This window comes from Sphingomonas sp. Leaf17, assembly GCF_001421505.1.
GTDB lineage: Bacteria > Pseudomonadota > Alphaproteobacteria > Sphingomonadales > Sphingomonadaceae > Sphingomonas.
Genome location: NZ_LMKL01000001.1, coordinates 1 through 23,749 on the forward strand (window position 1 = coordinate 1; position 23,749 = coordinate 23,749).

Annotated in this window: 24 protein-coding genes; 8 read left to right on the forward strand and 16 right to left on the reverse strand. The window is 67.8% G+C overall.

The window, feature by feature from the left end; genetic code table 11:
- Nucleotides 1–189: 189 nt before the first annotated feature.
- A complete protein-coding gene (locus tag ASE75_RS00005) occupies nucleotides 190–1,425 on the reverse strand; it encodes a phospholipid carrier-dependent glycosyltransferase (RefSeq protein WP_055927040.1) in 1,236 nt (411 codons plus the stop codon).
- Nucleotides 1,426–1,519: 94 nt separating this feature from the next.
- On the opposite strand from ASE75_RS00005, the gene ASE75_RS00010 reads away from it, so the two are divergent.
- Genes ASE75_RS00010 through ASE75_RS00025 form a run of 4 tightly spaced genes read left to right on the forward strand, consistent with a single transcriptional unit; the run spans nucleotide 1,520 to nucleotide 4,490 of the window.
- Nucleotides 1,520–2,728, forward strand: a complete 1,209-nt coding sequence (locus ASE75_RS00010; protein WP_055927043.1) for a trans-sulfuration enzyme family protein — start codon at nucleotides 1,520–1,522, stop codon at nucleotides 2,726–2,728.
- Nucleotides 2,725–3,123, forward strand: a complete 399-nt coding sequence (apaG, locus tag ASE75_RS00015; protein ID WP_055927046.1) for a Co2+/Mg2+ efflux protein ApaG — start codon at nucleotides 2,725–2,727, stop codon at nucleotides 3,121–3,123. Before ASE75_RS00010 ends, apaG begins: the two co-directional genes overlap by 4 nt.
- Nucleotides 3,120–3,911, forward strand: a complete 792-nt coding sequence (locus tag ASE75_RS00020) for a LysR family transcriptional regulator (RefSeq protein ID WP_055927049.1) — start codon at nucleotides 3,120–3,122, stop codon at nucleotides 3,909–3,911. The genes apaG and ASE75_RS00020 overlap by 4 nt, the downstream gene beginning before the upstream one ends.
- A 60-nt stretch (nucleotides 3,912–3,971) precedes the next feature.
- Nucleotides 3,972–4,490: a hypothetical protein gene (locus tag ASE75_RS00025; RefSeq protein ID WP_055927051.1), complete on the forward strand. Its 519-nt coding sequence runs from the start codon at nucleotides 3,972–3,974 to the stop codon at nucleotides 4,488–4,490.
- Between the two features lie 49 nt (nucleotides 4,491–4,539).
- On the opposite strand, the gene ASE75_RS00030 is transcribed toward ASE75_RS00025, so the two are convergent.
- From ASE75_RS00030 to ASE75_RS00100, 15 genes are all read right to left on the reverse strand, one after another.
- A complete protein-coding gene (locus tag ASE75_RS00030) occupies nucleotides 4,540–5,643 on the reverse strand; it encodes a glycosyltransferase family 2 protein (RefSeq protein ID WP_055927054.1) in 1,104 nt (367 codons plus the stop codon).
- Entirely contained in the window at nucleotides 5,640–6,683 is a 1,044-nt protein-coding gene (gene leuB / locus ASE75_RS00035; protein ID WP_055927057.1) for a 3-isopropylmalate dehydrogenase, read from the reverse strand. The genes ASE75_RS00030 and leuB overlap by 4 nt, the downstream gene beginning before the upstream one ends.
- Nucleotides 6,684–6,732: 49 nt before the next feature.
- Nucleotides 6,733–7,464 carry a DNA repair protein RecO gene (gene recO / locus ASE75_RS00040; RefSeq protein WP_055927060.1) on the reverse strand — a complete coding sequence of 244 codons (732 nt, stop codon included), beginning with the start codon at nucleotides 7,462–7,464 and terminating at the stop codon, nucleotides 6,733–6,735.
- Between the two features lie 28 nt (nucleotides 7,465–7,492).
- Nucleotides 7,493–8,404 carry a GNAT family N-acetyltransferase gene (locus ASE75_RS00045; protein ID WP_235512441.1) on the reverse strand — a complete coding sequence of 304 codons (912 nt, stop codon included), beginning with the start codon at nucleotides 8,402–8,404 and terminating at the stop codon, nucleotides 7,493–7,495.
- Nucleotides 8,401–9,351: a polysaccharide deacetylase family protein gene (locus ASE75_RS00050; protein ID WP_082463703.1), complete on the reverse strand. Its 951-nt coding sequence runs from the start codon at nucleotides 9,349–9,351 to the stop codon at nucleotides 8,401–8,403. Before ASE75_RS00050 ends, ASE75_RS00045 begins: the two co-directional genes overlap by 4 nt.
- A 71-nt stretch (nucleotides 9,352–9,422) precedes the next feature.
- Entirely contained in the window at nucleotides 9,423–11,345 is a 1,923-nt protein-coding gene (uvrC, locus tag ASE75_RS00055) for an excinuclease ABC subunit UvrC (RefSeq protein WP_055927063.1), read from the reverse strand.
- Nucleotides 11,346–11,773: 428 nt separating this feature from the next.
- Nucleotides 11,774–12,094: a DMT family transporter gene (locus ASE75_RS00060; RefSeq protein WP_055927066.1), complete on the reverse strand. Its 321-nt coding sequence runs from the start codon at nucleotides 12,092–12,094 to the stop codon at nucleotides 11,774–11,776.
- Between the two features lie 239 nt (nucleotides 12,095–12,333).
- Nucleotides 12,334–12,987 carry a F0F1 ATP synthase subunit B family protein gene (locus ASE75_RS00065; protein WP_055927069.1) on the reverse strand — a complete coding sequence of 218 codons (654 nt, stop codon included), beginning with the start codon at nucleotides 12,985–12,987 and terminating at the stop codon, nucleotides 12,334–12,336.
- Nucleotides 12,980–13,474 carry a F0F1 ATP synthase subunit B family protein gene (locus tag ASE75_RS00070; protein ID WP_055927072.1) on the reverse strand — a complete coding sequence of 165 codons (495 nt, stop codon included), beginning with the start codon at nucleotides 13,472–13,474 and terminating at the stop codon, nucleotides 12,980–12,982. Before ASE75_RS00070 ends, ASE75_RS00065 begins: the two co-directional genes overlap by 8 nt.
- 74 nt (nucleotides 13,475–13,548) lie before the next feature.
- Nucleotides 13,549–13,776 (reverse strand): F0F1 ATP synthase subunit C, encoded by a 228-nt coding sequence (locus ASE75_RS00075; protein ID WP_055927075.1) that lies wholly within the window; start codon nucleotides 13,774–13,776, stop codon nucleotides 13,549–13,551.
- A gap of 42 nt (nucleotides 13,777–13,818) precedes the next feature.
- Complete coding sequence (locus tag ASE75_RS00080) at nucleotides 13,819–14,610, reverse strand: F0F1 ATP synthase subunit A (protein ID WP_055927078.1); 792 nt, start codon at nucleotides 14,608–14,610, stop codon at nucleotides 13,819–13,821.
- A gap of 34 nt (nucleotides 14,611–14,644) precedes the next feature.
- Nucleotides 14,645–14,965 (reverse strand): AtpZ/AtpI family protein, encoded by a 321-nt coding sequence (locus ASE75_RS00085; protein ID WP_055927081.1) that lies wholly within the window; start codon nucleotides 14,963–14,965, stop codon nucleotides 14,645–14,647.
- Between the two features lie 188 nt (nucleotides 14,966–15,153).
- Nucleotides 15,154–15,531, reverse strand: coding sequence for a YdbL family protein (locus tag ASE75_RS00090; protein ID WP_055927084.1), 378 nt, complete (start codon nucleotides 15,529–15,531; stop codon nucleotides 15,154–15,156).
- A 1-nt stretch (nucleotide 15,532) separates the two neighbouring features.
- A complete protein-coding gene (locus ASE75_RS00095; protein ID WP_055927087.1) occupies nucleotides 15,533–15,715 on the reverse strand; it encodes a YnbE family lipoprotein in 183 nt (60 codons plus the stop codon).
- A 47-nt stretch (nucleotides 15,716–15,762) separates the two neighbouring features.
- Nucleotides 15,763–18,870 (reverse strand): intermembrane phospholipid transport protein YdbH family protein, encoded by a 3,108-nt coding sequence (locus ASE75_RS00100; protein WP_235512442.1) that lies wholly within the window; start codon nucleotides 18,868–18,870, stop codon nucleotides 15,763–15,765.
- A 189-nt stretch (nucleotides 18,871–19,059) separates the two neighbouring features.
- Between ASE75_RS00100 and radC the strand changes: the two genes are divergently transcribed.
- The 4 genes from radC (at nucleotide 19,060) to ASE75_RS00120 (ending at nucleotide 23,747) form a co-directional block, all read left to right on the forward strand.
- Nucleotides 19,060–19,749 (forward strand): RadC family protein, encoded by a 690-nt coding sequence (radC, locus tag ASE75_RS00105; protein ID WP_055927091.1) that lies wholly within the window; start codon nucleotides 19,060–19,062, stop codon nucleotides 19,747–19,749.
- A gap of 304 nt (nucleotides 19,750–20,053) precedes the next feature.
- Nucleotides 20,054–21,472 carry a methyl-accepting chemotaxis protein gene (locus ASE75_RS00110; RefSeq protein WP_055927093.1) on the forward strand — a complete coding sequence of 473 codons (1,419 nt, stop codon included), beginning with the start codon at nucleotides 20,054–20,056 and terminating at the stop codon, nucleotides 21,470–21,472.
- A 105-nt stretch (nucleotides 21,473–21,577) separates the two neighbouring features.
- Entirely contained in the window at nucleotides 21,578–23,431 is a 1,854-nt protein-coding gene (locus ASE75_RS00115) for a methyl-accepting chemotaxis protein (protein WP_082463704.1), read from the forward strand.
- A 43-nt stretch (nucleotides 23,432–23,474) separates the two neighbouring features.
- Nucleotides 23,475–23,747: an STAS domain-containing protein gene (locus ASE75_RS00120; RefSeq protein WP_055927095.1), complete on the forward strand. Its 273-nt coding sequence runs from the start codon at nucleotides 23,475–23,477 to the stop codon at nucleotides 23,745–23,747.
- Nucleotides 23,748–23,749 lie beyond the last annotated feature (2 nt).

Consider the following 23,749-nt stretch of genomic DNA (forward strand, 5'->3'; position numbering starts at 1 on the left):
CCGACCAACCATCCGGTCAACCGCTGCGGTGAAACCCCTCTACGTCCAACCACCCCACACGTCAAACACAAACTGAAACTTTTCTGACTTTTCCTCAAAAATCACGGAACTACACGCCGTCGGCGCGTCGCTCCGGTGATATCCGTCATCGAATGCCCGAATCACTGGTACCGCCACGAATTCCCGGCATCACGCCCAACTGCCAAGCCACATCCAGCGCCTGAACGCGTCCGGTGCCGGAAGCTCCGCCGCCGACAGGATGGGATGAAAATACACGAACACGATGGTCGCCAGCGCCAGACAGCTTTCGTCCCAGTGGCGCACCGGTCGCTGGCGGGCGAACGCGATCGCCAGGACGATGCATAGCCAGATGCTCGACAGATAATAGTAATAGAAGAACCCGAGCGACTTCGGGATGATCGCCCAGATCAGCAGCGACCCGGCCCACAGCCCCGCGGCGGCCCCGGCCATGGCGTCGCGCCGACGGATGAGCATCCACAGGCACACGCCCACCGCCACCAGCCCGCCCCACATCACCACCGGGTTGCCGATCATCAGCACCCCGCGCACTGCACCATCGACCGGCTCGTACAGATACCAGATCGGCCGCAGATCGAGCGGCCACGTCCACCAGGACGACTGATAGGTATGCGCCGGCAGCACCTGGGTCTGATAGCCCCACATCTCACGCTGGAAGGGTATGAGCCGCGCGGGCGTCATCGGGCTGTCATGGTAGAAAAAGGCCGGCAGGAACGTCGCGAAATAGGTGGCGACACTGCCCACGCCCAGGGACGCCAGCGCCGCGAACCACCCGATCGTTCCGAAGGACGTCGGATGGCGCCGGCGGATGACCACGAAAGCGACGCCGGCAAAGGCCACATACGGCACCGCCGTCCACTTGACCCCGACCGCCAGCCCCAGCAGCACCGCGCCACCCAGCCATCGCCGCCACGCCTCTCCCCGACCGCCTGCACGCGCGCTCCAGAGCAGCATTGCCACCGCCAGCACGACGAAACACGCAAGGAACCCGTCGAGCATCGCAATCCGTGCCTGCACGAACACCGTGAAGTTCATCAGCGCGAACAGGCTGCCGATCACCGCCGGTCGCAGCCGCCCGACCATCAGCCACAGGATCCAGAACACGCCCAGCACGGTCGCGGTCCCCGCAATGCTCGACAGGATCCGCCACCCCAGCGGCCCGTCGCCGAACAACGCGATACCGGCCGCGATCAGGGTCTTGCCGAGCAACGGATGTTCGGGATTGTGCGATGGACCCAGCGCCAGCAGCGCGCGGGCGGCGGGCAGGTAGTGTATCTCGTCGAACATCGGTTTCGACGGAACGGTCAGGCGATAGCTGAACAGCGCCTGCGCCAGCACCGCGATGGCCGCCGCCGCGCGGCGTGGCGTGTTGAGGATCGGTCGCATCACCGCCTGTGTCCGCCAGCGCGCGCGATATCTCAAGCGGCAAAACCCGCGCCATAGTTGACGCCGCCCCCCCCTGCCCTGCAAAGCGACGCGCATGAAGCGCAAAGCCGGCCAGGACCCCTCGATCACCGCCCATTGGCGTCCCGCGACTCAAGCCATTCGCGGCGGCTCCGCCCGCACCGAATATGGCGAGACGTCGGAGGCGCTGTTCCTTACCTCGGGCTACAGCTACGACTGTGCCGGAGACGCCGCCGCGCGCTTCGCCGGCGAGCAGCAGGGCATGACCTATTCCCGGCTGCAGAACCCGACTGTCGAGATGCTGGAAAAGCGGATCGCGATGCTGGAGGGCGCGGAGGCCTGCCGAACGATGGCCAGCGGCATGGCGGCGATGACCGCGGTGCTGCTCTGCCAGTTGCAGGCGGGCGACCATGTCGTTGCCGGCCGCGCCGCGTTCGGGTCGTGCCGATGGCTGACCGACACGCTGCTTCCCAAATTCGGCATCGCCACCAGCCTGGTCGACGCGCGCGACCCGCAGGCGTTCCAGGACGCGGTGCGACCCGAAACCAAGGTCTTCTTCTTCGAAACGCCTGCCAACCCGACGATGGACGTGGTCGATCTGGCCGCCGTCTGCGGCATCGCCCGCGAACGCGGCATCACTTCGGTCGTCGACAATGCGTTCGCGACGCCGGCGCTGCAAAGGCCAATGGATTTCGGCGCGGACGTCACCGCCTATAGCGCGACCAAGATGATGGACGGTCAGGGCCGCGTGCTGGCCGGCGCGGTCTGCGGGACCGAGGATTTCATCACCAACACCCTGTTGCCCTTCACCCGCAACACCGGCCCGACCCTGTCGGCCTTCAACGCGTGGGTGGTGCTGAAGGGGCTGGAAACGCTCGACCTCCGGATCACCCGCCAGTCGGAAAACGCGCTGAAGGTCGGGCAATTCCTCGAAGGTCGCGTGCCGACGATCCTGCATCCCGGCCTGGCCAGCCATCCGCAGCACGAACTGGCGATGCGCCAGATGAAGGCGGCGGGCACGATCTTCGCGATCATCCTCGACGGCGGGCGCGAACAGGCACACGGCCTGCTCGATGCGCTGCAACTGGTCGACATCAGCAACAACATCGGCGATTCGCGCTCGCTGATGACTCACCCCGCCAGCACCACCCACGCCGGCATGGCCGAGGACAAGCGGCTGGAGATGGGCATCACCGAAGGCATGCTGCGCCTGAACGTCGGGCTGGAGGATCCCCAGGACGTGATCGACGATCTCGACCGGGCGCTGCGCGCCGTGGGGCTGTGAAGGCCTTTTTCCCCCACGCGGCGACGACCGGTGGCGTGACCGTGCGAGTCGCCACCAGCTACCTCGCCGACCAGTCGGAGCCGCGGCGGGGCCGCTGGTTCTGGGCCTATCATATCCGCATCGAGAATGACGGCGCGCAGCCGGTCCAGCTGCTGACCCGTCACTGGACGATCACCGACGGTCGCGGCGCGAGCCACACGGTCGAGGGCGAGGGCGTGGTCGGCGAACAGCCGATGCTCGATCCCGGTGCCAGCTATGATTACGTCTCGGGCTGCCCGCTGGCCACGCCGACCGGCGCGATGGAGGGATATTACAGCATGGTGCTGGGCGATGGCGCGCGGCTCGACGTCGCCATCCCCCGCTTCGTGCTGACCGCGCCGGCGGTGACCGGATGAAGCGGACGCACCTGCCCCTGAACGGCCTGCGCGTGTTCGATGCCGCCGCGCGCCATCTGTCCTTCACCCGCGCCGCCGACGAGCTGGCGGTGACACCCGCCGCCGTCGGCCAGCAGATCCGCGCGCTGGAGGATACGCTAGGCGTCGTCCTGTTCCGCCGCACGACGCGCGGGCTGGAGCTGACGCCGGAGGGCGAGGCCGGCCTTGCGCCATTGCGCGACGCGTTCCTCCAGTTTGAGGAGTCGGTGCGGGCGATGCAGTCGGGCCAGTCGTCCAAGTCGCTGACCATTGCCGCCCCGCGCGACGTCACCGAACGCTGGCTGATGCCCCGCCTCGCGCGCATCGCCGCCGCCGATCGCGATCTGCGCTTCACGCTGGTCGCGGCGGACGAGGGTGGCGACTTCACCGAGGCCAATCTGGATCTCGCCATCCGCTGGGGTGACGGGCCGGGCGAGCATGAAGGGCTGGCGATCGATTCCGATGGCATGGTCACACTGGCGGGTACGCAGGGTGGACCGGACGGAGCGATCGGCTGGCCAGGCGCGCCCGGTGCCGATACGACGCATTGCATCCGGGTGGCCGATGCCGGTCTGGCGATCGACGCTGCGATAGCCGGACTGGGCCACGCCACCGTGCCGCATCTGCTCGCCGTCGCCGATCTGGCCGGCGGCCGGGTCCGGCAGATCGGAGACCCGACGCCGTCGGCGTTCGGCTACTGGCTGGTCGCCCCCCTGCCCCAATGGCGGCAGAAGAAAGTACGCGCGCTGGTCGAGGCGCTGACCGCCTAAGTTCCGCTGACCCGCCAAGGCTAGCGAGGGCGCTCAATACAGGAAAGACAGGCAGTAACCGTGATCGAGTCAGCGGCCGACAAGGTGCGAATCTACCAGTTTCGGAAAATGGGCTACATAGGAACGCGGGCAGACATCGCGGATACGCGATCAAAGCGCCCCGCCGACAGCCTAGCCTTCGTCATTGACGCCGCGCCAGATATTCAGGCGCTGTACCGGTCACCTGACCCGGCGCTCTATGTATGGCTAAACAACGGTCAGGAGTTCCCTTGGTATGTGGGCAAGGCGGGCAAGGGGCTGAAGACCCGGTGGGATCAATGGATAAGCGGTTTCTACGCCACCGCCGCGGAACGCCGGAAACTGGCCGACCACGCCAAAGCAACGACGGGGCTGGCCATGGCCGAGCGCATCCGTCGACAACCCGCCGGCAGTGTCGAGCTATGGGCGCGTCCTGCCGGGTCCATCACACTACTGGGCCTGTCCGGTACACTTGTGAGCGCCGAGGAGGAAATCCTCATAAAACTCCTTCGACCGCGGTGGAACGACGGCGGAGACAGATCGCGCGACGATATCGTGTGACACCGCCACCCGCGCCCGCACGGCATCGCGGTCATGCGGGCCGACCGGATCAGTACCGTCCCCAGGTAAAGCGCGACGACAGCGCGTAATTCCACACCGCGCCCACCAGCACCCCGACCAGCGCCGACGTCGCCCATGCGCCGTCGCGCGCGCCGTGCAGGAACGCCGCGATCCCGACATTGGCGATCGCCCCGACCGAACACACCAGACAGAACGACACCCATCCATCCAGCAGCGCCCGCCACCCGGTCAGCCGCCGGTCGCGATAGGTCAGCGCATTGTTCAGATAGAAATTGAACGTCATCGCCACCAACGTCGCGACGATCAGCCCGGCGATATAAGACATGCCGAGCACGACGAAGCACAGCGCCAGCACGGCCATGTGCAACCCCACCCCCAGCACGCCGATCGCGGAAAACATCGCGAACCGCACCGGCACGAACCGCCCGAACATCCGGTCGTACAGCGCGATCAGAAACTCTATCGCCACGACATGGTCCAGCTTGCTCTCGCCCTCGGTCCGCACGCGGAAGGTATAGGGCAGCTCGCGAAAGCGCAGCGGCGCGGCGCTGGCGGTCATGATGTCGAGCAGGATCTTGAACCCGATCGCTGACAGGTCCGGGGCCAGCCGCCGCAGCGTCTCGGTGCGGATCATGAAAAACCCGCTCATCGGATCGGTCAGGTCCGCCTTCAGCACGCGCCGCGACAGCTTGGTGGCGAGCGCCGACTTGGCTACCCGGTCGCGGTCCCAGTCGCCCGTCCCGCCGCCCGCCACGAAGCGCGACCCGATCACCAGATCCAGCGACGGGTCGTCGGTCAGCGCCATCAGCATCGCCGGCAGGATCGTTTCGTCATGTTGCAAATCGCCGTCGATCACCGCGACCATCGGCGCGGCGGTCGCGCACATCCCCTCGATACAGGCCGAGGACAGGCCGCGCCGGCCGATCCGCTGGATCACCCGCACCCGCGTGTCGGTCCGCGCCAGCGCCCGCGCGACGTCGGCGGTCCCGTCGGGGCTGTCGTCGTCGACGAACACCGCCTCCCACACGAGTCCCGCCAGCGCCGCGTCGAGCCTTGCCACCAGCGCCGCGACATTGCCCTTCTCGTTGAAGGTCGGGATGACGATCGCAAGCGCGAGCGGCGCGGGGCTCACAGCGCGGCCAGGACCAGGTCGCCCATCGCGGTCGTGCTGACGCTGCCGCCCAGATCGGCGGTCCGCGCGCCGCCGGCGATCACCGTCGCCACCGCCGCCTCGATCCGGTCGGCGGGCGCCGGCATGGCGAGCGAATGGCGCAGCATCATCGCCGCCGACAGGATCGCGGCGCACGGATTGGCCTTGCCCTGGCCCGCAATGTCGGGCGCGCTGCCATGGATCGGCTCGTACAGCCCCTTGGCCGCGTCGTTGATCGCCGCCGACGGCAACATGCCGATCGACCCGACGCACATCGACGCCTGATCCGACAGGATGTCGCCGAACAGGTTGCCGGTCACCAGCACGTCGAACTGCCCCGGATTGCGCACCAGCTGCATCGCCGCATTGTCGACATACATGTGCTGCACGGTAACGTCGGGGAAGTCGCGCGCGACCTCGTTCATCACGTCGCGCCACAGCTGCGACGTTTCCAGCACGTTCGCCTTGTCGACCGACATGAGGCGGCGGCGGCGGCCCATCGCGGTGGTGAAGCCGACCCGCGCGATCCGCGCGACCTCCGCCTCGTCATAGCGCATCAGGTCATGCCCCTCGCGCAGGCCCTCAGGCGTCGTCCCGCGCCCCTTGTCACCGAAATAGACGTCACCGGTCAGTTCGCGGATGATAACCATGTCGATCGCACCCGCGACCTCCGGCCGCAGCGCCGACGCATCCTCCAGCCCGGCGAACATCTTGGCCGGGCGCAGATTGGCGAACAGCCCCAGATTCTTGCGCAGGCCCAAAATTGCCTGCTCCGGCCGCAACGCGCGTTCCAGAGTGTCGAACGCGGGATCGCCGACCGCACCGAACAGGATCGCGTCCGCGCGATACGCCAGATCCATCGTCGCGGGCGGCAACGGATGCCCCGCCGCGCGATAGGCGGCCCCACCGACCAGCCCGTCCTCGAACGTCAGCCCCAGGTCGAGCGCATCGAGCACGCGCCGCGCCTGCGTCGTCACTTCGGGACCGATGCCGTCGCCGGCCAGTATCGCGATCAGGGGCATGGACTGTTCACCTCTCGTTAGCCCCGCGTCCTTGCCGGGCGGCCCGGCATCACGCAACCGCCCTTTTCAACCGGTCGACCAGCCGCACCCGCGCCGACAGGACATCCACGCGCCGATCGACCAGCACATCGCGCGCCAGGAAATGCCCGGTCAGCGCGAGGCCATCGAGAATATCGGGCCACCCGGCCACCCCGCCGTCGCGCAGGAACGGCGGCAGGCGCATCAGCTTCGTCTCATAACCGACCGCCGCGCCTCGCGTCACCGCAGCCCCACTGCGCGGGCTGACAAAGGCCAGGTCGCGGTCGACGCCGGTCACGACGCAGACACTCAGATCCAGCCCGAATCCCATTTCGGCAAGCAACAGCCGTTCGTACAGCACCAGCGCCATCGCCCAGTCGCGGGCCAGCGGCGCGGCGGCGATCGCACCGATCAGCCCGCCCAGCCCGTCATACAGCCGGGGATAGGCCTGCCCCTCCGGCAGGCTGGCGGCGGTCAGCGCGGTCGCCCATTCCAAGGCACCGGCGGCCAGCGGCTCGCGGTGCAGCGACGCCCGGCTCGCCAGCGGCTCGACGGTCAGCGCCGGCAATTGCTCCTCGGTGCGTGCGCGCCACTCGCCCATCACCAGATTGGCGGGCTGCAACACGGGGCGCAACTGGCGCGACCGGCCGCCGCGGACATAGCCCGGCTGCACCCCGTCGGCACGGGTCAGCGCCCGCGCCACGACACCGTGTTCGCCGTGGTTGCGCGTCGACAGGATGATCGCTTCGGCCCGGATATGCATGGTCGCCGCCAGTCCTAGCGCGTGCCGGTCAGCGACGCACCCGTTTCGCGAACGCGGTCAGTCGCGGATGCGCCACCAGCCGCTTGGCCAGTCCGACCGCGCCGGCGAACCCGGCCAGGACCGCCACCGTCGCGCGATTGCCCGGCGTCCGCCGCAGCATCAGCAGATCGACGCACGGCGTCCCACCGGTCGCGAACTGCCGCTTGTGCTGCCCCTCGCCTTCCGTGAAGTCGAACCAGCGAAAGCCACCTTCATCCTGCAGGTCGCGCATCGCCGCGGCATGCAGGACCGCGCCGGGTGACAGCGCGGCAAACGCCGGATCGTGGCCGACATGATCGTACCGCACCACGTCGCCCTCGACCGAACACCACAGATATGCCGCGGGCCGATCGCCCATGAACAGCAACCATGCGCGAACGCATCCCGCCGCCGCCAGCGCCGCCAGCGTCGATCGCGACTCCGCGTCGTCGGGCAGCCCGTCACCGATCAGCCGCTCCTGATACGTCGTCGCCGAAACCGCGCGGGCAGATTCGTAGAATGTCGCGAGACCGGCGACGTCGCGACAGGCGCGCACGTCGATCCGGCCGCCATTCGCCTCCGCCAGCCGCCGCGTCTTGCGCCGGATCGCCGCCCGCGCATTGGTCGACAGCCCGGCAAGCCACGAACCATGGCCGATCGACAGGTCGGCATGGTAGCGGACATAGCGCTGAGTAACATGGACCAGCGCCCCCGGCATCCGCGCGGTCGCGTCCCCGACCAGCGCCACCGGCAGCGACGTGACGAGATACCCGTCGGCTGATGACGGCAGTGTCGGCAGGACCGGCATCACCCCTGCGCGCACCATATCCAGCGAGAAAGGCACCCGCACAAGCCGGCGGCGGATCGTCGCAAGTCTCCGCGCCCCGACCTGCAACTTCAGCGGCCACGGGACCGCGCTCACCCTTTGCGTTCCGACACCCAGTTCGACCAGAGCTGTTCCGCCTGCCGCCAGCGGGTTCGCAACGTGTCCGGCCCCAGCGGCCGGTCCGGCTGGTCCAGTGCCAGCGCGGGGCGATCGGCGAAATGCCGCGTCGGCAGGACGTCGCGCATCTCCGCCAGAACCCCGCACAGCGCCTCGAACCGGCGGACATGGACCGCATTGGCGCGCGTGCCCGACCGGTTGGCCAGTTCGAACCCGTGGCTGACGATCGTCATCGCGGTGTGCTGGCAGACCGCGGCATGTTCCAGCGCGTCGTACATCTCGCCGGTCGACAGCGCGCAGATCTGCACCGTGCGCAGCTTGCCCGGCTTGTCCTCGATGACGGTCACCGGCACTTCGATGACGTCGCGCAGGACCGGCGCGATCTGTCGGTGGTCCAGACCGATTCCGCTAGGCGACGGTGCCTGCGCCCCGTTGTGACTGCTGTCATACTGGAACCCCAGCGCCGCCAGCACCGCCAGCGTGTCGTCGTTCGCGGCATAGCTGCCGGCGCGGAACGCCACCGGCTGCGGCGCGCCGGCCGCCACCAGCAAGGCGTTCGCCTGTTCGATCAGCGCCCGCTGCTCCGCCCGGTCATATTCGGACAGGTCGCTGCGGGCATGAACCTTGCGGTCGGTCACACTGGCATCGGTCCAGCCGGGGTGAAGATGCAACTGCACTTCCTGCCCGGCGGTCAGGATCGCATCGACCGTCCGCCGGAACGGATCCAGCCCGAACACCAGCGCCGGCATCGGATCGACGAAGAAGCACGCCTTCAGCCCGTGCGTGTTCAGCCGGTCCAGCTGATAGGCGACACCAACGCCCGCCGGTTCGATCGAACGCTGATGGATTCCCGCGGCATCGTACCCGGCGGTGTGATGCCGCCAGGCGAACTCGGTATCTATCGTCAGGAACACGGCGGTCGTCACACGCGGAAGCTAACACGACCCGGTGAAGATTCCCTTGATCGTTTCGTACCACGGCAACGTGGCGGCGGGCATTACCGGGCGTGATAGAAATCATAGACCTGTTGCGCGACGCTTGTCGACACGCCCGGGGCCTTGCGCAGATCCTCCAGGCTGGCGTTGCGGACCGCGCGGCCGGTGCCAAAGTGCATCAGCAGCGCCTTCTTGCGCGCCGGCCCGATGCCGGGCACCTCGTCCAGCGGGCTGGCACCGATCGCCTTGGATCGCTTGTCGCGGTGGACGCCGATGGCGAAGCGGTGGACCTCGTCGCGCAGCCGCTGGAGGTAGAACAGCACCGGCGCGTTGACCGGCAACTGGAACTCGCGCCCGTCAAGCATGTGGAACACCTCGCGCCCGTCGCGGCCGTGCATCGGCCCCTTGGCGACGCCGACCAGGCACACGTCCTCGATCCCCAGCACCTCCAGCGCCTCCCGCGCGGCCGCCAGCTGCCCCTTGCCGCCGTCGATCAGCACAAGATCGGGCCAGTCGCCCGCATCCCGGTCCGGATCCTCGGCCTGCGCGCGGGCGAATCGGCGGGTGAAAACCTCGCGCATCATCCCGAAATCGTCACCGGGCGCGGTCGCCTTGTCCTTGATGTTGAACTTGCGATACTGGCCTTTCCGGAACCCCTCCGGCCCGGCGACGACCATCGCGCCGGTCGCGTTCGTCCCCTGGATATGGCTGTTGTCGTAGATCTCGATCCGGTTCGGCGGCTCGGGCAGGTCGAACAGGTCGGCCACCTCGCGCAGCAGCTTTGCCTGTGTCGTCGATTCGGCCAGCCGCCGCTCCAGCGCCTCGACCGCGTTCCGGCTGGCCTGGTCGAGCAGCCGCTTGCGGTCGCCCCGCTGCGGCACGGCCACCGTCACCTTGAACCCCGCCCGCTCGCCCAGCGCCTCGGCCAGCAGGTCGCCCTCCTCCAACTCGCGGTCGAGCAGGATCGTCTTCGCCGGCGGCACCTCCTCATAAAACTGGCTGAGGAAGCTTGTCAGCACCTCATCCTCGGGTACGTCGTTGGTGTGCTGCGGGAAGAAGCTGCGATGACCCCAGTTCTGGCCGCCGCGAATGAAGAACGCCTGGATGCCGATCAAGCCATTCGCCGCCGCCATCGCGAAGATGTCCGCATCGCCGACCCCTTCGGCATTGATCGCCTGTGTCCCCTGAATATAGGTCAACGCCTTCAGCCGGTCGCGCAGTATCGCCGCCAGCTCGAAATCCATGGCCTCTGCGGCCGCCTGCATCTGCGCGCCCAGCTTGGCCTGCACGCCGGTCGACTTGCCCGCGAGGAAGCTCTTGGCATCCTCGACCAGTTCGGCATAGGCGGGCGGCTCGATCCGCCCGACGCACGGCGCGGAGCACCGCTTGATCTGGTACAGCAGGCACGGCCGGTCGCGATTGTTGAAGAAACTGTCGGTACACGACCGCAGCAGGAACAGCTTCTGCAACGCATTCAACGTGTTGTTGACCGATCCCGCGCTGGCGAATGGGCCATAATAATTGCCCTTGGCCCGCCGTGCGCCGCGATGCTTCTGCACGCGGGGAAAGGCGTGATCGTCGCGCAACAGGATGAACGGGAAACTCTTGTCGTCGCGCAGCAGCACGTTGTACGCCGGACGATACCGCTTGATGAGCTGCGCCTCCAGCAGCAGCGCCTCCGCCTCGTTGTTGGTCGTCACGATCGTCATCGACCGGGTCTGTGCGACCATCCGCTGCAGCCGCTTCGTCAGCCGTTCGACCTGCGTATAGTTGGCTACGCGGTTCTTCAGCGCGCGTGCCTTGCCGATGTAGAGCACGTCGCCCCGCGCATCCTGCATCCGGTAGACGCCCGGCCGCGCCGGCAGCGTCGCCAGCACGTTGCGGATCGCGGCGACGCCGGTCGCCAGATCGGGCGTATCCGCCCCGCGCACCGCGAACGCGGCCTTGTCCTCGTTGAAACGATCGGGGGTGTTGGGTGTCGACATTACCGGGAATCTGGGGATGCGAGGGCGTAGCGGCTAGGGGGCCAGGCCGATGATTCGGGCTGGAAGGTTACAAAGGTTATACCCGCGAAGGGGGGGGTAGCGGCGTTTCGGGATGCCGGAGCGGCGTTGGAGGATCGGTCGGGCAGAACGCTGTCAAAGTCGGGGCGAATAGGACAGCGGTTTTTTTTCGGAACATCGCTGATCCTGTCGGGTGCCGGTACGGTGGCTAAACGATCGCCGATCTCCCGTTTCCCCGCGCCTGCGGGGGAAAGGGAGATGGAAATGACCCACCCCTTCTGGCCTCCCCGGCGAAAGCCGGGGCCCAGTTGGGAGACCGCCAATGATGAGGGACGGTCCACCGTTAGCAACGCTAACCCAACTGGGCCCCGGCCTCCGCCGGGGAAGGGATTAAGCGGCAATAAACACCATTACGCCGTAGCAAACAGCTTCGTCCCCACCACGCCGATGACGGTCAGCGCCATGAACCCGATCTGCACCGGGTTGAGTTTGTCCCCGAACAACAGGACGCCGCCGATGACCACACCGACCGCACCCAGGCCGGTCCACACCGCATAGGCGGTGCCGGCGGGCAGGCCGCGCATCGCCAGCGCCAACAGGCCCATGTTCACGAAGCTCAGGATGATCGGCACGCTCGACGCGGTCCAAGTGCCAAGCGTCGCGGCCCATTTCAGGCTGAGCGCCCAGCAGATTTCGGTGACGACGGCGATGCCGAGAATGATCCACGCCATTCGGATTGCTCCTTTGGGGCGGGCTCGGAAAGGACAGGCAGCATCGCCGGAAACCCGGAAGAGGCGATGGTGCGAAAGACCCGGATGCTGGGATGCGTCACAACAATTATTCCCCGGCGAAGGCCGAGGTCCAGTCAGGCAAGCGTCAGATCGAGCGTCCGGCACCAGCATCCAACGACTTGGCGACTGGACCCCGGCTTTCGCCGGGGAGCGGCAGAGCCAACCGCTAACGGCTTGATCTAGTTCAACCGACCCAGCCCGGCGATCGTCCGGTCGATCATCGCCCGGTCGCTATCGACGCCATGCTGCTCGGCGATCAGCATCGCGGCGGCGCGCTGGGCGGCGTCGGCGGCACGGGCGCGGACCTCGGCAATCGCGGCGCGCTCGGCTCCGGCGATCTTGTCCTCAGCCATCTTGGTCCGGCGGGCCATCAGTTCCTCGGCGTCGCGCTTGGCCTTGACCAGAATGGCCTGCGCTTCGTGATGGGCATGCTCACGCATCGTCGCGGCATCGGCCTCGGCGGCCTTGGCCTTTGCCTCATATTCGGCGCGCAGGGCCTCGGCCTCGGCGCGCAGCCGGGTCGCCTCGTCAAGCTGAACGCGGATCGCGGCGATGCGCCCGTCGAGCGCCTTGCCGATCATCGCCGGCACCTTCTTGACGATGGCGATGGCGATCACGACGAGCGCGGCCACCGCGACCCAGCCGGTCGAGTCCATGCCAAGCGCCATCGGGCTGGCGACATGTTCCACGCCACCATGCGCCTCGGTGCCGGCGACGTTGCCCTCGATCCCGTCCTTGCCGCGAATGGCCTGCTTTTCCAGACCCTCGGAGGAGGCGGCATCGGCGAGGTTCTCGGCGACGACCGCGCTGGCAATGAAGCTTGCGTCAGACATGGGCGGTGGTCCTGCGTACCGCGTCGGCGGCGGTGTCGATGCTGACGGTCAGGCCGGCGACCTTGGCGACCAGATCCTGAGTCACGTCGGCGGCGACGGTCGAAAGATTGGCGAGCGCCTCGGCCTTGGCGTTGGCGATGGCGAGGTCGTGATGCCCGGTCCGCTCGGCCAGTTCGGCGTCGGCGGCGTGCATCTGCTTTTCGAACGCGGCGGTCGCGCGCGCCTTGGCGGCGGTCGTCTCGGCATGGGCGGCGGCGCGGGCCGCGTCCATCTCGATGATCCACGCGGCCTCGGTCGCGTCGGCCTGTCGGCGGGCGGCTTCGGCGGCGGCAAGGTCGGCGGCGATCTGGCCGTCACGCTTCTGCACGGTCGATTCGACACGCGGCACCATGCCCCGACCAATGACGAAATAGGTCAGGCCGAAGATGAGCAGCAGCCAGAAGATCTGGGATGCATAGGTGGCGGTGATCTGCGCGATCTGAGGCATGGCGGACGCCCGTCTTTATGAAAACTGGTACGCGCCGGGTGCGAAACACCCGGCGCGCGAAGGTCGCGTGATGGTTACGCGACGAAGATCAGCAGCACGGCGACGACGAACGCCAGCAGGCCGAGAAGCTCGGCTGCGGCGAAGCCGATGAACAGGCGACCCTGCTGGCCGTCTGCCGCACCGGGGTTGCGCAGTGCGCCTTCGAGGAACTTGGCGAAGACGTTACCCACGCCGAGTGCGGCGAGGCCCGCACCGATTGCTGCCAGACCGGCACCGAGCAGCTTTGCGGCTTCTGCGTCCATGATGATACTCCCTTGGAAAAATACGATAGTGGTTGAAAGGACTTAGTGAAGGTTGACCGCGTCGTTGAGATACAGCGAGGTCAGCAACGCGAAGACATAGGCCTGGATCGCGCACACCAGCAGTTCAAGCAGGGTGATGCCGATCATCAGCAGGAAACTCGGGATGGCCACGACCGGCGCGACCCAAAGGGCCTCGGCGTTCAGGCCGTTGATGACGAACCCGGCCAGCACCTTCATCAGGATATGCCCGGCGGTCATCGCCACGAACAGTCGCAGGCCAAGGCTGAACGGCCGCACCAGGAACGAGAACAGCTCGACCGGCGGGATCAGCCACATCAGCCACCACGGCGTACCGTGCGGCACGAACAGCGAGAAGAAGTGCAGGCCGTGGCGCGAGAAGCCGACGATCAGCACGATCGCGAACGACAGGATCGCCAGCACGCCGGTGACGGTCAGATGGCTGGTGATGGTGAAGGGGTGGACGCCCGGCACGATCCCGAACGGCATCATGCCCAGGATGTTGGCGATCAGGATGAACATGAACAGCGAGAACACGTACGGCAGGAACTTGCGCCCCTCCGGCCCAATGTTCGCGGTCAGCATGCTGCCGATGAAGCCGGTGAAGGTCTCCACCGCCGCCTGCCAGCGACCGGGCACCAGTTCGCGCTTCATGCCGCCCAGCATGAACACCCACAGGACGAGCAGCGTCGCTACCATCCACAGGGCGGAATTGGTGAAGGACAGGTCATACCCGCCGACGATCCACCGCTGATCGAACACCGGTTCGATCAGGAACTGGTGCATCGGATCAATCTTGCCGCCCGTCCCTGCCACGATTCCCGTCACCCCACATACGACGAACGCCCGGTCACTCCGGGCGTTCGCCTGAAATCTTCATGATGGATCTGAACGCGACGCCGATCCCGAGGAACAGCGACACGAGCAGAAGCCAGGGCGACGTGCCAATCAGCCGGTCAAGGACCCACCCGATCAACGCGCTGCCGATGAGACTTCCGATCAACGCGGCAAGAACCCGGTTGCCCTGGGAATAACCCCTGTCGGCATCCACCGGTTTCTGCCCCGTCCGCAACGCTTCCCGGTCCCGCGCGACCTTCAGCCGCTCGTCGAGCGCCGTCAGTCGCGGGTCCGCGTTGCCATGGACGTCCCGTCCGGGTTCATTCTCCGCCACACGCTTCCCCACCCGATTGTCATCATTCCGGGAGAAAGCGCGCAGAGACGAACGCTCCCGCCAAGGCGCGGCCCGTTTAGAAACAGGGCGGGTTCAAGTCAACCGGTGTGGCAACCGGATCATCATCCGGCCGTCACACATCCGTCATCGCAGCCGCAACCGATGGACGCGGCTGGCCGCGCCCCTGGTCAGACGCAGCGCGGGTCGCGCTCCGGTGCGCCGCCGCCGCGCGTGGCCCATGTCCCGCCCGGCGTCTTGTACTTCTCGCCCGCATTGGTCTGCGCGATCAGGTTGCAGCCGCTGGTGAACGCAAGCTGCTCGACCGTCGCGCCGCTGGCGCTGGCCTTCTGGGTGTAGGCGGCCTTTCGCTGGATATTGATGTTGTTGACCAGCGCGCGCAGGTCGGCCGTGGCCGTCCCGACGATACCGATATAGCCATCGGGCTGTTCGCCGACCTGCCCCGCCGCCCGCGCCGCCGCATAGGCGGGATCGCGCTGGGCATAGGCGGTCGCCGACACACCGGCCAGGACGACCGCGCCCGCTATCAACCAGACCTTGGTGTTCATCTTAGAATATCCCCGGATTCTGCTGGATCAGCGACTTCGCCTCGCCATCGAGACGATAGACCACTTCCTGCGTGACGTTGATGTTGAGGTTGATCTCGATCGGCTTGTCCGGGGCGCTGACGTTGACGCATCCGCCAAGCGGCGCGGCCCCTGCGATCAGGCCAAGGACGATCATCCTTTTCATACGCACATAGGTCGTGGTTCCTGCCGGCATCTTCAATCCTGTTACGGTCATGGCACGGTCTCGCTTGCGGGGGGCTGAACGGATCCTGGCGTGGTGGGCGGTCTGGCCCGCTTGTTCTGTTCGTCGAGCAGATTGGGCAGATTGCGTTCGATCAGCCGCTTGGGATCGTAAAAGGACAGCGCGGAATCGAGCAGCCCGCGAAACGGCGCCTTGATGCGGATGTTGAACACGAACGGCAGCTTCTGGAGACGGCGGATCAGGAAGTTGGATTTCGCCCCCTCCCCCTGGCTGATGCCGGCAAACTTTACTTCCGTCACCATCTCGCCGGCCAGCGCGCCGTTCATCACGATCGACAGGTCGCGATAGCGCAGCGACTTCAGCGCCTGGAATGCCAGATTGGCCCATACGCCCAGATCCTTCTGACTGATCGCGCCGACATAGGCGAGCGTGCCGCCACCGGGCCGGACCTTCAGCGTGCCGTTCTCGATCCGCCCGCCCTTTTCATCGAAGATCATCGGCAGCGTCCCGTCGAAGATACCGGTCGCGCTGATGTTCTGAAACGAGAATTGCTGAAGGAACGCGCCCGCGCCCGCGCCATTGATGCGGAACGTCATCCGCCGGGCGCCGGGCGCGGAAAAATCGAGCAGTGTCGGGTCCAGCGTCAGCAGCCCGCCGGCAAACGGCCAGCGCCCGCTTTCCACCAGCACCCGCGAATCGGCATAGGTCTGGTATCGGATGGTGCCGTCGGTGACGGCGATGCCGGGATTGACGCTTGCGATGGTGGCGACCTGACCGGGCTCGCTTTCCAGCGCGAGCAGATCCTTGAACCGGATCTCGCCCCTGATCCCGCTGACCGGGCCGAAGGCGGCGGCCAGATCGGTGCCGGCGGTGCGGAACACGCCCGTCGAGCGCACCCCGGCGGGGGTCCAGGCGATATGCCCCTCGCCCGTCACGGTGCCCTTCACGTCGGCGATGACGCCGAACGTCAGCCGGGTCAGCTGGTCGGGCTGCAACCCGTCGCCGAAGGTCAGGCCGGGCACGGCCAGGGTCGCGTCGCCGGTGCCGGACGACAGCGCGTGGTCGATGCGGACGGTGGCGACCGTCACGCCGGCGTCGGGTGTGACGAGCGTGCCGGTGGTGGCGATCCGCCCATCGACCAGCGTCAGGGCGACGCCCTGCGCCCGCAACGGCTTGAACCGCGCCTCCGCCGCCGCATCGGCAACCATCAGCACGCCGTTGACCGACAGGCGGCCGTCGGTCAGACCCCAGCGGCCGTCCGCCGCCGACAGGACCAGTGGTACGTTGCCGATCTGACCGCCGCCGCCGGTGAACGCGCCGCCAAGCCCGCCGCCCGCCAGCCGCCCGGTCAGCGTCGCGAAATCCAGCCGCGTCACCCGGTCCGGGTTGCCGAGCCGCGCCGCCAGCCCGTCGATGGCAAAGCCCCGATCGCTCAACCGCAGCGTCGATCCGCTCGCCGCCAGCGTCAGCGGTGTCGTGCCCAGTCGCCCGCCGAGCCGCGCGCCCGCAATCCGCGCGCCACCACCGACGGTGCCGCCATTTACCCGGAGCAGTGCGCCATCGACCGGGCACAGCGTGATCCGCGCGGGGTCCAGCACTAGCCCGGAAACCGCCAGCCGCCGGACCGCGAGCGGGGCACAGGCCGGATTGACGACCAGCCGCGCCCGCCCGTCCCACAACGCGTTGATCGGCAGCGCCAGTCCATCCACCCGACCATCGCCGAGCGGACCGGACAGCGTCGCCCGCGTCGCGATCCGGGTCACGCCACTGGCCGTCGCGCTGAACGTCACCGGCGACAGCGCCAGACTGGCCCCACCCGCAGCATAGGGCGCGATACGGGCCAACCCGCGTACCGGTGCGCCGGGCTGTGCCTGCGCCAGTGATACGCGCGCGACCGGCAGTCCGCCGCCGCTGGTGGCCAGCGTCGTATCCAGCCGTACCCGCGCGCCGGGCCAGCCGAGCGTCACGCCGCTGCCGCCGTCGAGCGCGACCCGCGCGCCGCTCGCCGCAGCCAGCCCGAGCCGGGACACCCTCGCCCCGCCGCGCCCGTCACGCAGACGGACCGCGATATCCGCATCGCCGTCGAACCCGCGCCCCGCCCGGCGGATCGCATCGGCCAGTTGCGCGACCAGCGGCGCGACCGGCGTGCCCGCCCCGCTGCCGCCCCAGCCGGTCGCGCGATCGACCAACGCCGACGCGATCGACACGCCGCCGACCCGGACCTTGCCCTCGAACGCGCTGTCGCTGCCGATCCGATAGGTGCCGGCGATGGCGACGGTTTTCGCCCGCGCCTGCGCCGCGACCGCGCTGGTGCCCGTCAGGTCGACCGCGCCCCGGGTCGCGGCGGCGCTGCCCGCGAACCGGACCGTGCCGGCCGTACCGGCCAGCCTTGCGGCCGGATGCGTGATGCCGGCGGTGGTCAGCCTGGCCTGCCCCTGCCAACGATCCAGCGCGGCCCCCAGCGCCAGATCGAGGTCGGCCGAAACCTGCCGTACCGTCACGGGACCGCACGCCACCATGCCCAGCCGGATGGGGCCGGTGACGGTCGGCGCGGCCTTGCGGATCGACACGCGCAAGGGTGCCGCGACCTTCTCAACGATGCAGGAACCCGCCTTCAGCCGGTCACTGACGACCGCCAGCGTGCCCCTGAATCCGTCGTCCAGCCGCCCCGCCCCGGCCAGCCGCAACCCGACCAGTCCGGCCGGCGTCTCCAGCCGCATCCGACCATCGGCAAGGTCCAGGTCGATCGACGGCAACGCAAAGGGCTTGCCCGATGGCGGCGGCAGCAGCCGGTCGATCGCGCCAAGCGACACCTTGCCGCCCACAACCCGCCCGCGCATCCGCACATGGCCCGCGCGCAGGCCCGTCACGCGCGCGCCGGACAGGTCGATCGACGTCCGCGTCTCGACCCAGTCGGCCACGAGGTCGGGGTTCGCCGGATCGCCGATGACGACATCGAGCAGCCGCTGACCGCCCAGTCCCAGGTCGGCGATGCGATAGCGTACCGGCACCCCTTTCGCGGCCAGCGTCCGGTCGATGACGTCGCTGGCGATCGTCCGCCGTTGGGTCCACGCCACGACCAGGGCGATCAGCACAAGAAGGGCCAGGGCGAGGATGACGCGCAGCCACAGGGCCATGCGCCCGAAACCCATGCGCCCGAAACCCCCGCGCCCGAAACCCAAGCGCCGGAAGGCAGGCACCGCGGGCCGGTCGTCGCTTGCCTCGCTCACCCGCCCCGACACTCCAACCCAAAAAGACGCACATGTCCTTGGCAGGCCCCGCGCCCGCTTGCAATTGCGACCACGCGCATCCTACGCTTGGCCACGATGGCCGACACCGACGCCCCGCACGACAATCACGGCCATCGCGGGCGGCTGCGCAAGCGGCTGGCCGAGGGCGGGGGCGATGCGCTGCTCGATCACGAACTGATCGAATATCTCCTCGCGCTGGCAATTCCGCGCCGCGACACCAAACCGCTGGCCAAGGTGCTGCTGACACAGTTCGGCGGCATCGGCGGGGTGCTGACCGCCGACCCGGAGGCGCTGTCGCGGGTATCGGGCATGGGCGAGACGTCGGTCGCGGCGATCAAGATCGCCCATGCCGCCGCGATCCGGCTGGTGAAGTCGGAAGTGGCGGCGCGTCCGGTGCTGGCGAACTGGCAGGCGCTGCTCGACTATCTGCGCGCCGACATGGCCCATCACCCGGTCGAACGCTTTCGGGTGCTGCACCTGAACACCAGGAACATGCTGCTGCGCGACGACGTGATGAGCAAGGGCACGATCGACGAGGCGGCGGTGCATGTCCGCGAAGTCATCCGCCGGGCGATCGACTTCGGCTCGGCCGCGCTGATCCTCGTTCACAATCACCCCTCGGGCGACCCCGCCCCCAGCCGCGCCGACATCGACGTCACCCGCGCCATCGTCGAGGCGGGCAAGCGGATGGGCATTGCCGTTCACGATCACATCATCATCGGCACCGGCGGCCATGTCAGCTTCCGCGCGCAAGGGCTGCTTTGAGGCTGGCGATTGTGGTTTCAGGGTCGGCCATGCCGACAGGACCGGTAGCTGCTATATCGCCTCGTAAGACGCTTAATAATAGAGTTTTTTCGGCACCGTTGGCAACCACGTCGTCTTGGACGTCCTGATTGCTGACGGAAAAAGGGCCAAACCGGCCGTTAACCTTTTCCGGCTATCCTGGCATCCAACGAAATGACGCACGTCGGCATTCTGCTGCACCGCCCGCATCGGATCTGACCGTCATCGGCTTGCTCACTGTGTCGCGATACAGTGAGCAAGCCAGAGATAGGATTGGATACCGCTGATGTTCGCTTGGTTCGTAAAAGCCGCACCGATCCGCACAAAGTTCAAGGTCTTACTTCTCGCTCACGCGGTGCTGGGTTCCACGGGCGTAATCACGACTTGGCTGGCGGCGGGCGGATCGGGCAACATGGCGCTGACGGCCATGGCGGGCGGTGCCCTCATCGCCACCATCGCGCTCGTGCTGGTCAGCGGGCGGGCGATCTGCACGCCCTATGTCGAAACCGTGGTCCGCATGGAACATCTCGCGGCGGGCGACCTGACGTCCCCGATCAGACACACCACGAACACCGACTGTGTCGGCCGCATGACCAAGGCGATGGCCGTGTTTCAGGACAACGCCGTGGTCGTCCGTCAGGCGGGCGAGAGCCAGCGGATCATCGTCGACGCGCTGGGGACCGGCCTCGGCCGGCTGGCGGGCAATGACCTGACACACCGGATCACCACGGCGTTTCCCGCCGAATACGAGGTGGTCCGCGACAATTTCAACAGCGCCATGGACGCCGTGGCCGGCGTGATGGCGTCGGTGACGGAGGCCACGTCGGGCATCACCAGCGGGGCCGGCGATATCCGCCAGGCCTCCGACGACCTGTCGCACCGCACCGAGCAACAGGCGGCCAGCCTGGAGGAAACCGCCGCGGCGATGCAGGAGATCACCGGCACGGTGCGCCAGACGGCCAAAGGGGCCGCCCGCGCCAATACCGTCGTCAGTGCGGCCCGGGTCGAGGCGGAAAAATCCGGCGCGATCGTCACCCGCGCGGTCGACGCGATGAGCGGCATCGAACGCGCGTCGGCGGAAATTTCCGAGATCATCTCGGTCATCGACGGCATCGCGTTCCAGACCAACCTGCTGGCCCTGAACGCCGGGGTCGAGGCCGCCCGCGCGGGGGATGCCGGACGTGGCTTCGCGGTCGTCGCCTCCGAGGTCCGCGCGCTCGCGCAGCGGTCCGCTGACGCGGCCAAGGACGTGAAGACCAAGATCACCGCGTCGTCGGAACAGGTCGACATCGGCGTCGGACTGGTCAGCGAGACGGGCAAGGCCCTGACCCGGATCATCGAGCGGATCGCCGAAATCAGCACGCTGGTGTCCGCCATCGCCATTTCCGCCGAACAGCAGGCGACGGGCCTGCAACAGGTCAACACCGCGGTCGGCGAGATGGACAATGTGACGCAGCAGAACGCCGCCATGGTCGAGGAGGCCACCGCCGCCGCCCGCAGCCTGGCGGTCGAGGCCGACGCGCTGGCGCGCGAGGTCGCACGTTTCAGGCTGGGCGATGCCGCAGCCGCCCGACCGGCGCCGGTGGTCCACCAGCTTCAGGCCCGCGCCGCCTCCGCCGGCCGCGCCATGGTCCGGCCGGTGCGCCGCGCGGGCGGTGGCGGATCGGCGTCCGCCACCGCCCAGGACGACTGGTCCGATTTCTAACGGATCGGTGGTCGCCGCCAAACCAACCGATCGAATACGGTTAGGGGTTTCTCAACCAGCGTTCCGTATGACTTGACCGGACATTTTCGACATCTGGAGCCTGCCGTGAACAACATCAAGATAGGCGGCAAGCTGGCCATCAGCTTTGCCGTCGCCATGCTCGCGCTGATCGCGCTTGGCGGCCTTTCGATCTTCAAGATGAATTCGCTGGCGGGCGCGGCACAGCAGCTTGGCGTGGTCGAGCGTGACAAGCTGACCGCCATGGGCGAGCTTGACGCCGCCATCAGCGATTTTCGGTCGGCCGAAGGCCTCGTCATCATCGGCACCCTGCCCGATGAAAAAAAGATCGCCATCGACCGGGTCAAGGGTGCCGACGCGACGATCGACCGTCAGTTGACATTCCTCAGCGGCACGCTGGCCAACCCGGTGTCCAAGACCCGTCTCAAGGAATTTGCCGACAACTGGCGGCCGCTGCGGCAGGGGGCGAACGAGACGATTCGCCTTGGCCTGGCCAACCAGAACGATGTTGCCGGCGCGCAGTATCTCGACGAACTCAAGCCGTTCATGACGGCGGCGGCGGCGGTCGACACGATGCTCGACAACCAGAAGGCCCTGTCGCAGACCCGCGCCGACGATGCCAAGGCATTGGCCGGAACCGCAAAGACCATCACCATCGTCGCGACGCTCATCGTGCTCGCCACGCTTGGGTTCCTGCTGTTCATGCTCATCAAGGGCATTGCCCGGCCGGTGGCGGCGATGACGGCGGCGCTGACCGAACTGGGTCGCGGCAACCTGGCTGTTGCGGTGCCGGTCGACGCGCGCAAGGACGAAATCGGCGATCTCGCCACCGCGATGACCGCGCTGCGCGATCAGTTGTCGGCGGCCGAACGCGCCAAGCAGGAACAGACCACGCTGATCGTCGACAGCATCGGCACCGCCCTGGAGCAGCTGGCCAAGGGCGATCTGACCACCCGCGTCCATGCCGACCTGACCGGCCCGTTCGCCACGCTGAAGACCAATTTCAACGCGGCCCTCGACGAAGTGTCGTCGGTGATGGGCGCGGTGTCGGAGGCGACGAACGGCATCAACAGCGGTGCCGCCGACATCCGGCAGGCCTCCGACGACCTGTCGCATCGCACCGAACAGCAGGCGGCCAGCCTGGAGGAAACCGCGGCGGCGATGCACGAGATCACGACGACCGTCCGCCAGACGGCGGAGGGTGCGAACCGCGCCAACGTCGTCGTCGACGAAACCCGGATCGAGGCGCAGAAGTCGGGCGACATCGTCAGCCGCGCGGTCGAGGCGATGAGCGGCATCGAACGCGCGTCGGCCGAGATTTCCGAGATCATCTCGGTCATCGACGGTATCGCCTTCCAGACCAACCTGCTGGCGCTGAACGCGGGGGTCGAGGCCGCCCGCGCCGGGGATGCGGGACGCGGCTTCGCGGTCGTCGCCTCCGAAGTCCGCGCGCTCGCGCAGCGATCGGCTGATGCCGCCAAGGACGTGAAGACCAAGATCACCGCCTCGTCCGAACAGGTCGATATCGGGGTCGGGCTGGTCGGCGATACCGGCAAGGCGCTGACCCGCATCATCGAGCGCGTGACGGAGATCAGCAGCCTGGTATCGGCGATCGCCGCCTCCGCCGAACAGCAGGCGACGGGCCTGCAACAGGTCAACACCGCCGTCGGCGAGATGGACAATGTGACGCAGCAGAACGCCGCCATGGTCGAGGAGGCCACCGCCGCCGCCCGCAGCCTTGCGGTCGAGGCCGACGCGCTGGCGCGTGAAGTCGCCCGCTTCAAGCTGGGCAACACGGTCGCCGTCCGCGCCGCGCCGGTGGTCCACCAGCTTCAGGCCCGCGCCGCCTCCGCTGGCCGCGCCATGGCCCGGCCGGTGCGCCGCGCGGGCGGTGGCGGATCGGCCGCGCCCAAAAGCGACGACGACTGGTCGGACTTCTGACGCCCGTTAACCATAAAAAAACCCAAATACGGGATCATGCAGCATGACCGCTCTTCCGCTCACCTCCACCCTCGACACCGCATCCGCCGGCCTTCTCCGGTCCCGGTTGCTGCAGATGATCGAGCGCCGCGAAGCCATCGTGCTGCACGGCGGCGAGGTCGAGCGGGTCGGCCAGTCCTGCCTGCAGGTGCTGGAAGGCGCGCGCGTCGCGGCACGCGGTGCCGGTCTGCACTTCTCGCTGGTCCACCCCAGCGAGGCCCTGACGTCGATGCTGACGCTCACCCGTCTCGACGCCCTGCTCGATCCTGCTGCCTGAAG

What these genes read in the sequence shown, in the direction of transcription:
- ASE75_RS00110 (WP_055927093.1), top strand. Translation starts at nt 20,054, where the DNA reads ATGTTCGCTTGGTTCGTAAAAGCCGCACCGATCCGCACAAAGTTCAAG.
- recO (WP_055927060.1), bottom strand. Translation starts at nt 7,464, where the DNA reads ATGCATATCCGGGCCGAAGCGATCATCCTGTCGACGCGCAACCACGGC.
- ASE75_RS00120 (WP_055927095.1), top strand. Translation starts at nt 23,475, where the DNA reads ATGACCGCTCTTCCGCTCACCTCCACCCTCGACACCGCATCCGCCGGC.
- ASE75_RS00005 (WP_055927040.1), bottom strand. Translation starts at nt 1,425, where the DNA reads ATGCGACCGATCCTCAACACGCCACGCCGCGCGGCGGCGGCCATCGCG.
- ASE75_RS00100 (WP_235512442.1), bottom strand. Translation starts at nt 18,870, where the DNA reads ATGGCCCTGTGGCTGCGCGTCATCCTCGCCCTGGCCCTTCTTGTGCTG.
- ASE75_RS00095 (WP_055927087.1), bottom strand. Translation starts at nt 15,715, where the DNA reads ATGAAAAGGATGATCGTCCTTGGCCTGATCGCAGGGGCCGCGCCGCTT.
- ASE75_RS00010 (WP_055927043.1), top strand. Translation starts at nt 1,520, where the DNA reads ATGAAGCGCAAAGCCGGCCAGGACCCCTCGATCACCGCCCATTGGCGT.
- ASE75_RS00020 (WP_055927049.1), top strand. Translation starts at nt 3,120, where the DNA reads ATGAAGCGGACGCACCTGCCCCTGAACGGCCTGCGCGTGTTCGATGCC.
- uvrC (WP_055927063.1), bottom strand. Translation starts at nt 11,345, where the DNA reads ATGTCGACACCCAACACCCCCGATCGTTTCAACGAGGACAAGGCCGCG.
- ASE75_RS00065 (WP_055927069.1), bottom strand. Translation starts at nt 12,987, where the DNA reads ATGTCTGACGCAAGCTTCATTGCCAGCGCGGTCGTCGCCGAGAACCTC.
- ASE75_RS00070 (WP_055927072.1), bottom strand. Translation starts at nt 13,474, where the DNA reads ATGCCTCAGATCGCGCAGATCACCGCCACCTATGCATCCCAGATCTTC.
- ASE75_RS00090 (WP_055927084.1), bottom strand. Translation starts at nt 15,531, where the DNA reads ATGAACACCAAGGTCTGGTTGATAGCGGGCGCGGTCGTCCTGGCCGGT.
- ASE75_RS00060 (WP_055927066.1), bottom strand. Translation starts at nt 12,094, where the DNA reads ATGGCGTGGATCATTCTCGGCATCGCCGTCGTCACCGAAATCTGCTGG.
- ASE75_RS00075 (WP_055927075.1), bottom strand. Translation starts at nt 13,776, where the DNA reads ATGGACGCAGAAGCCGCAAAGCTGCTCGGTGCCGGTCTGGCAGCAATC.
- leuB (WP_055927057.1), bottom strand. Translation starts at nt 6,683, where the DNA reads ATGCCCCTGATCGCGATACTGGCCGGCGACGGCATCGGTCCCGAAGTG.
- radC (WP_055927091.1), top strand. Translation starts at nt 19,060, where the DNA reads ATGGCCGACACCGACGCCCCGCACGACAATCACGGCCATCGCGGGCGG.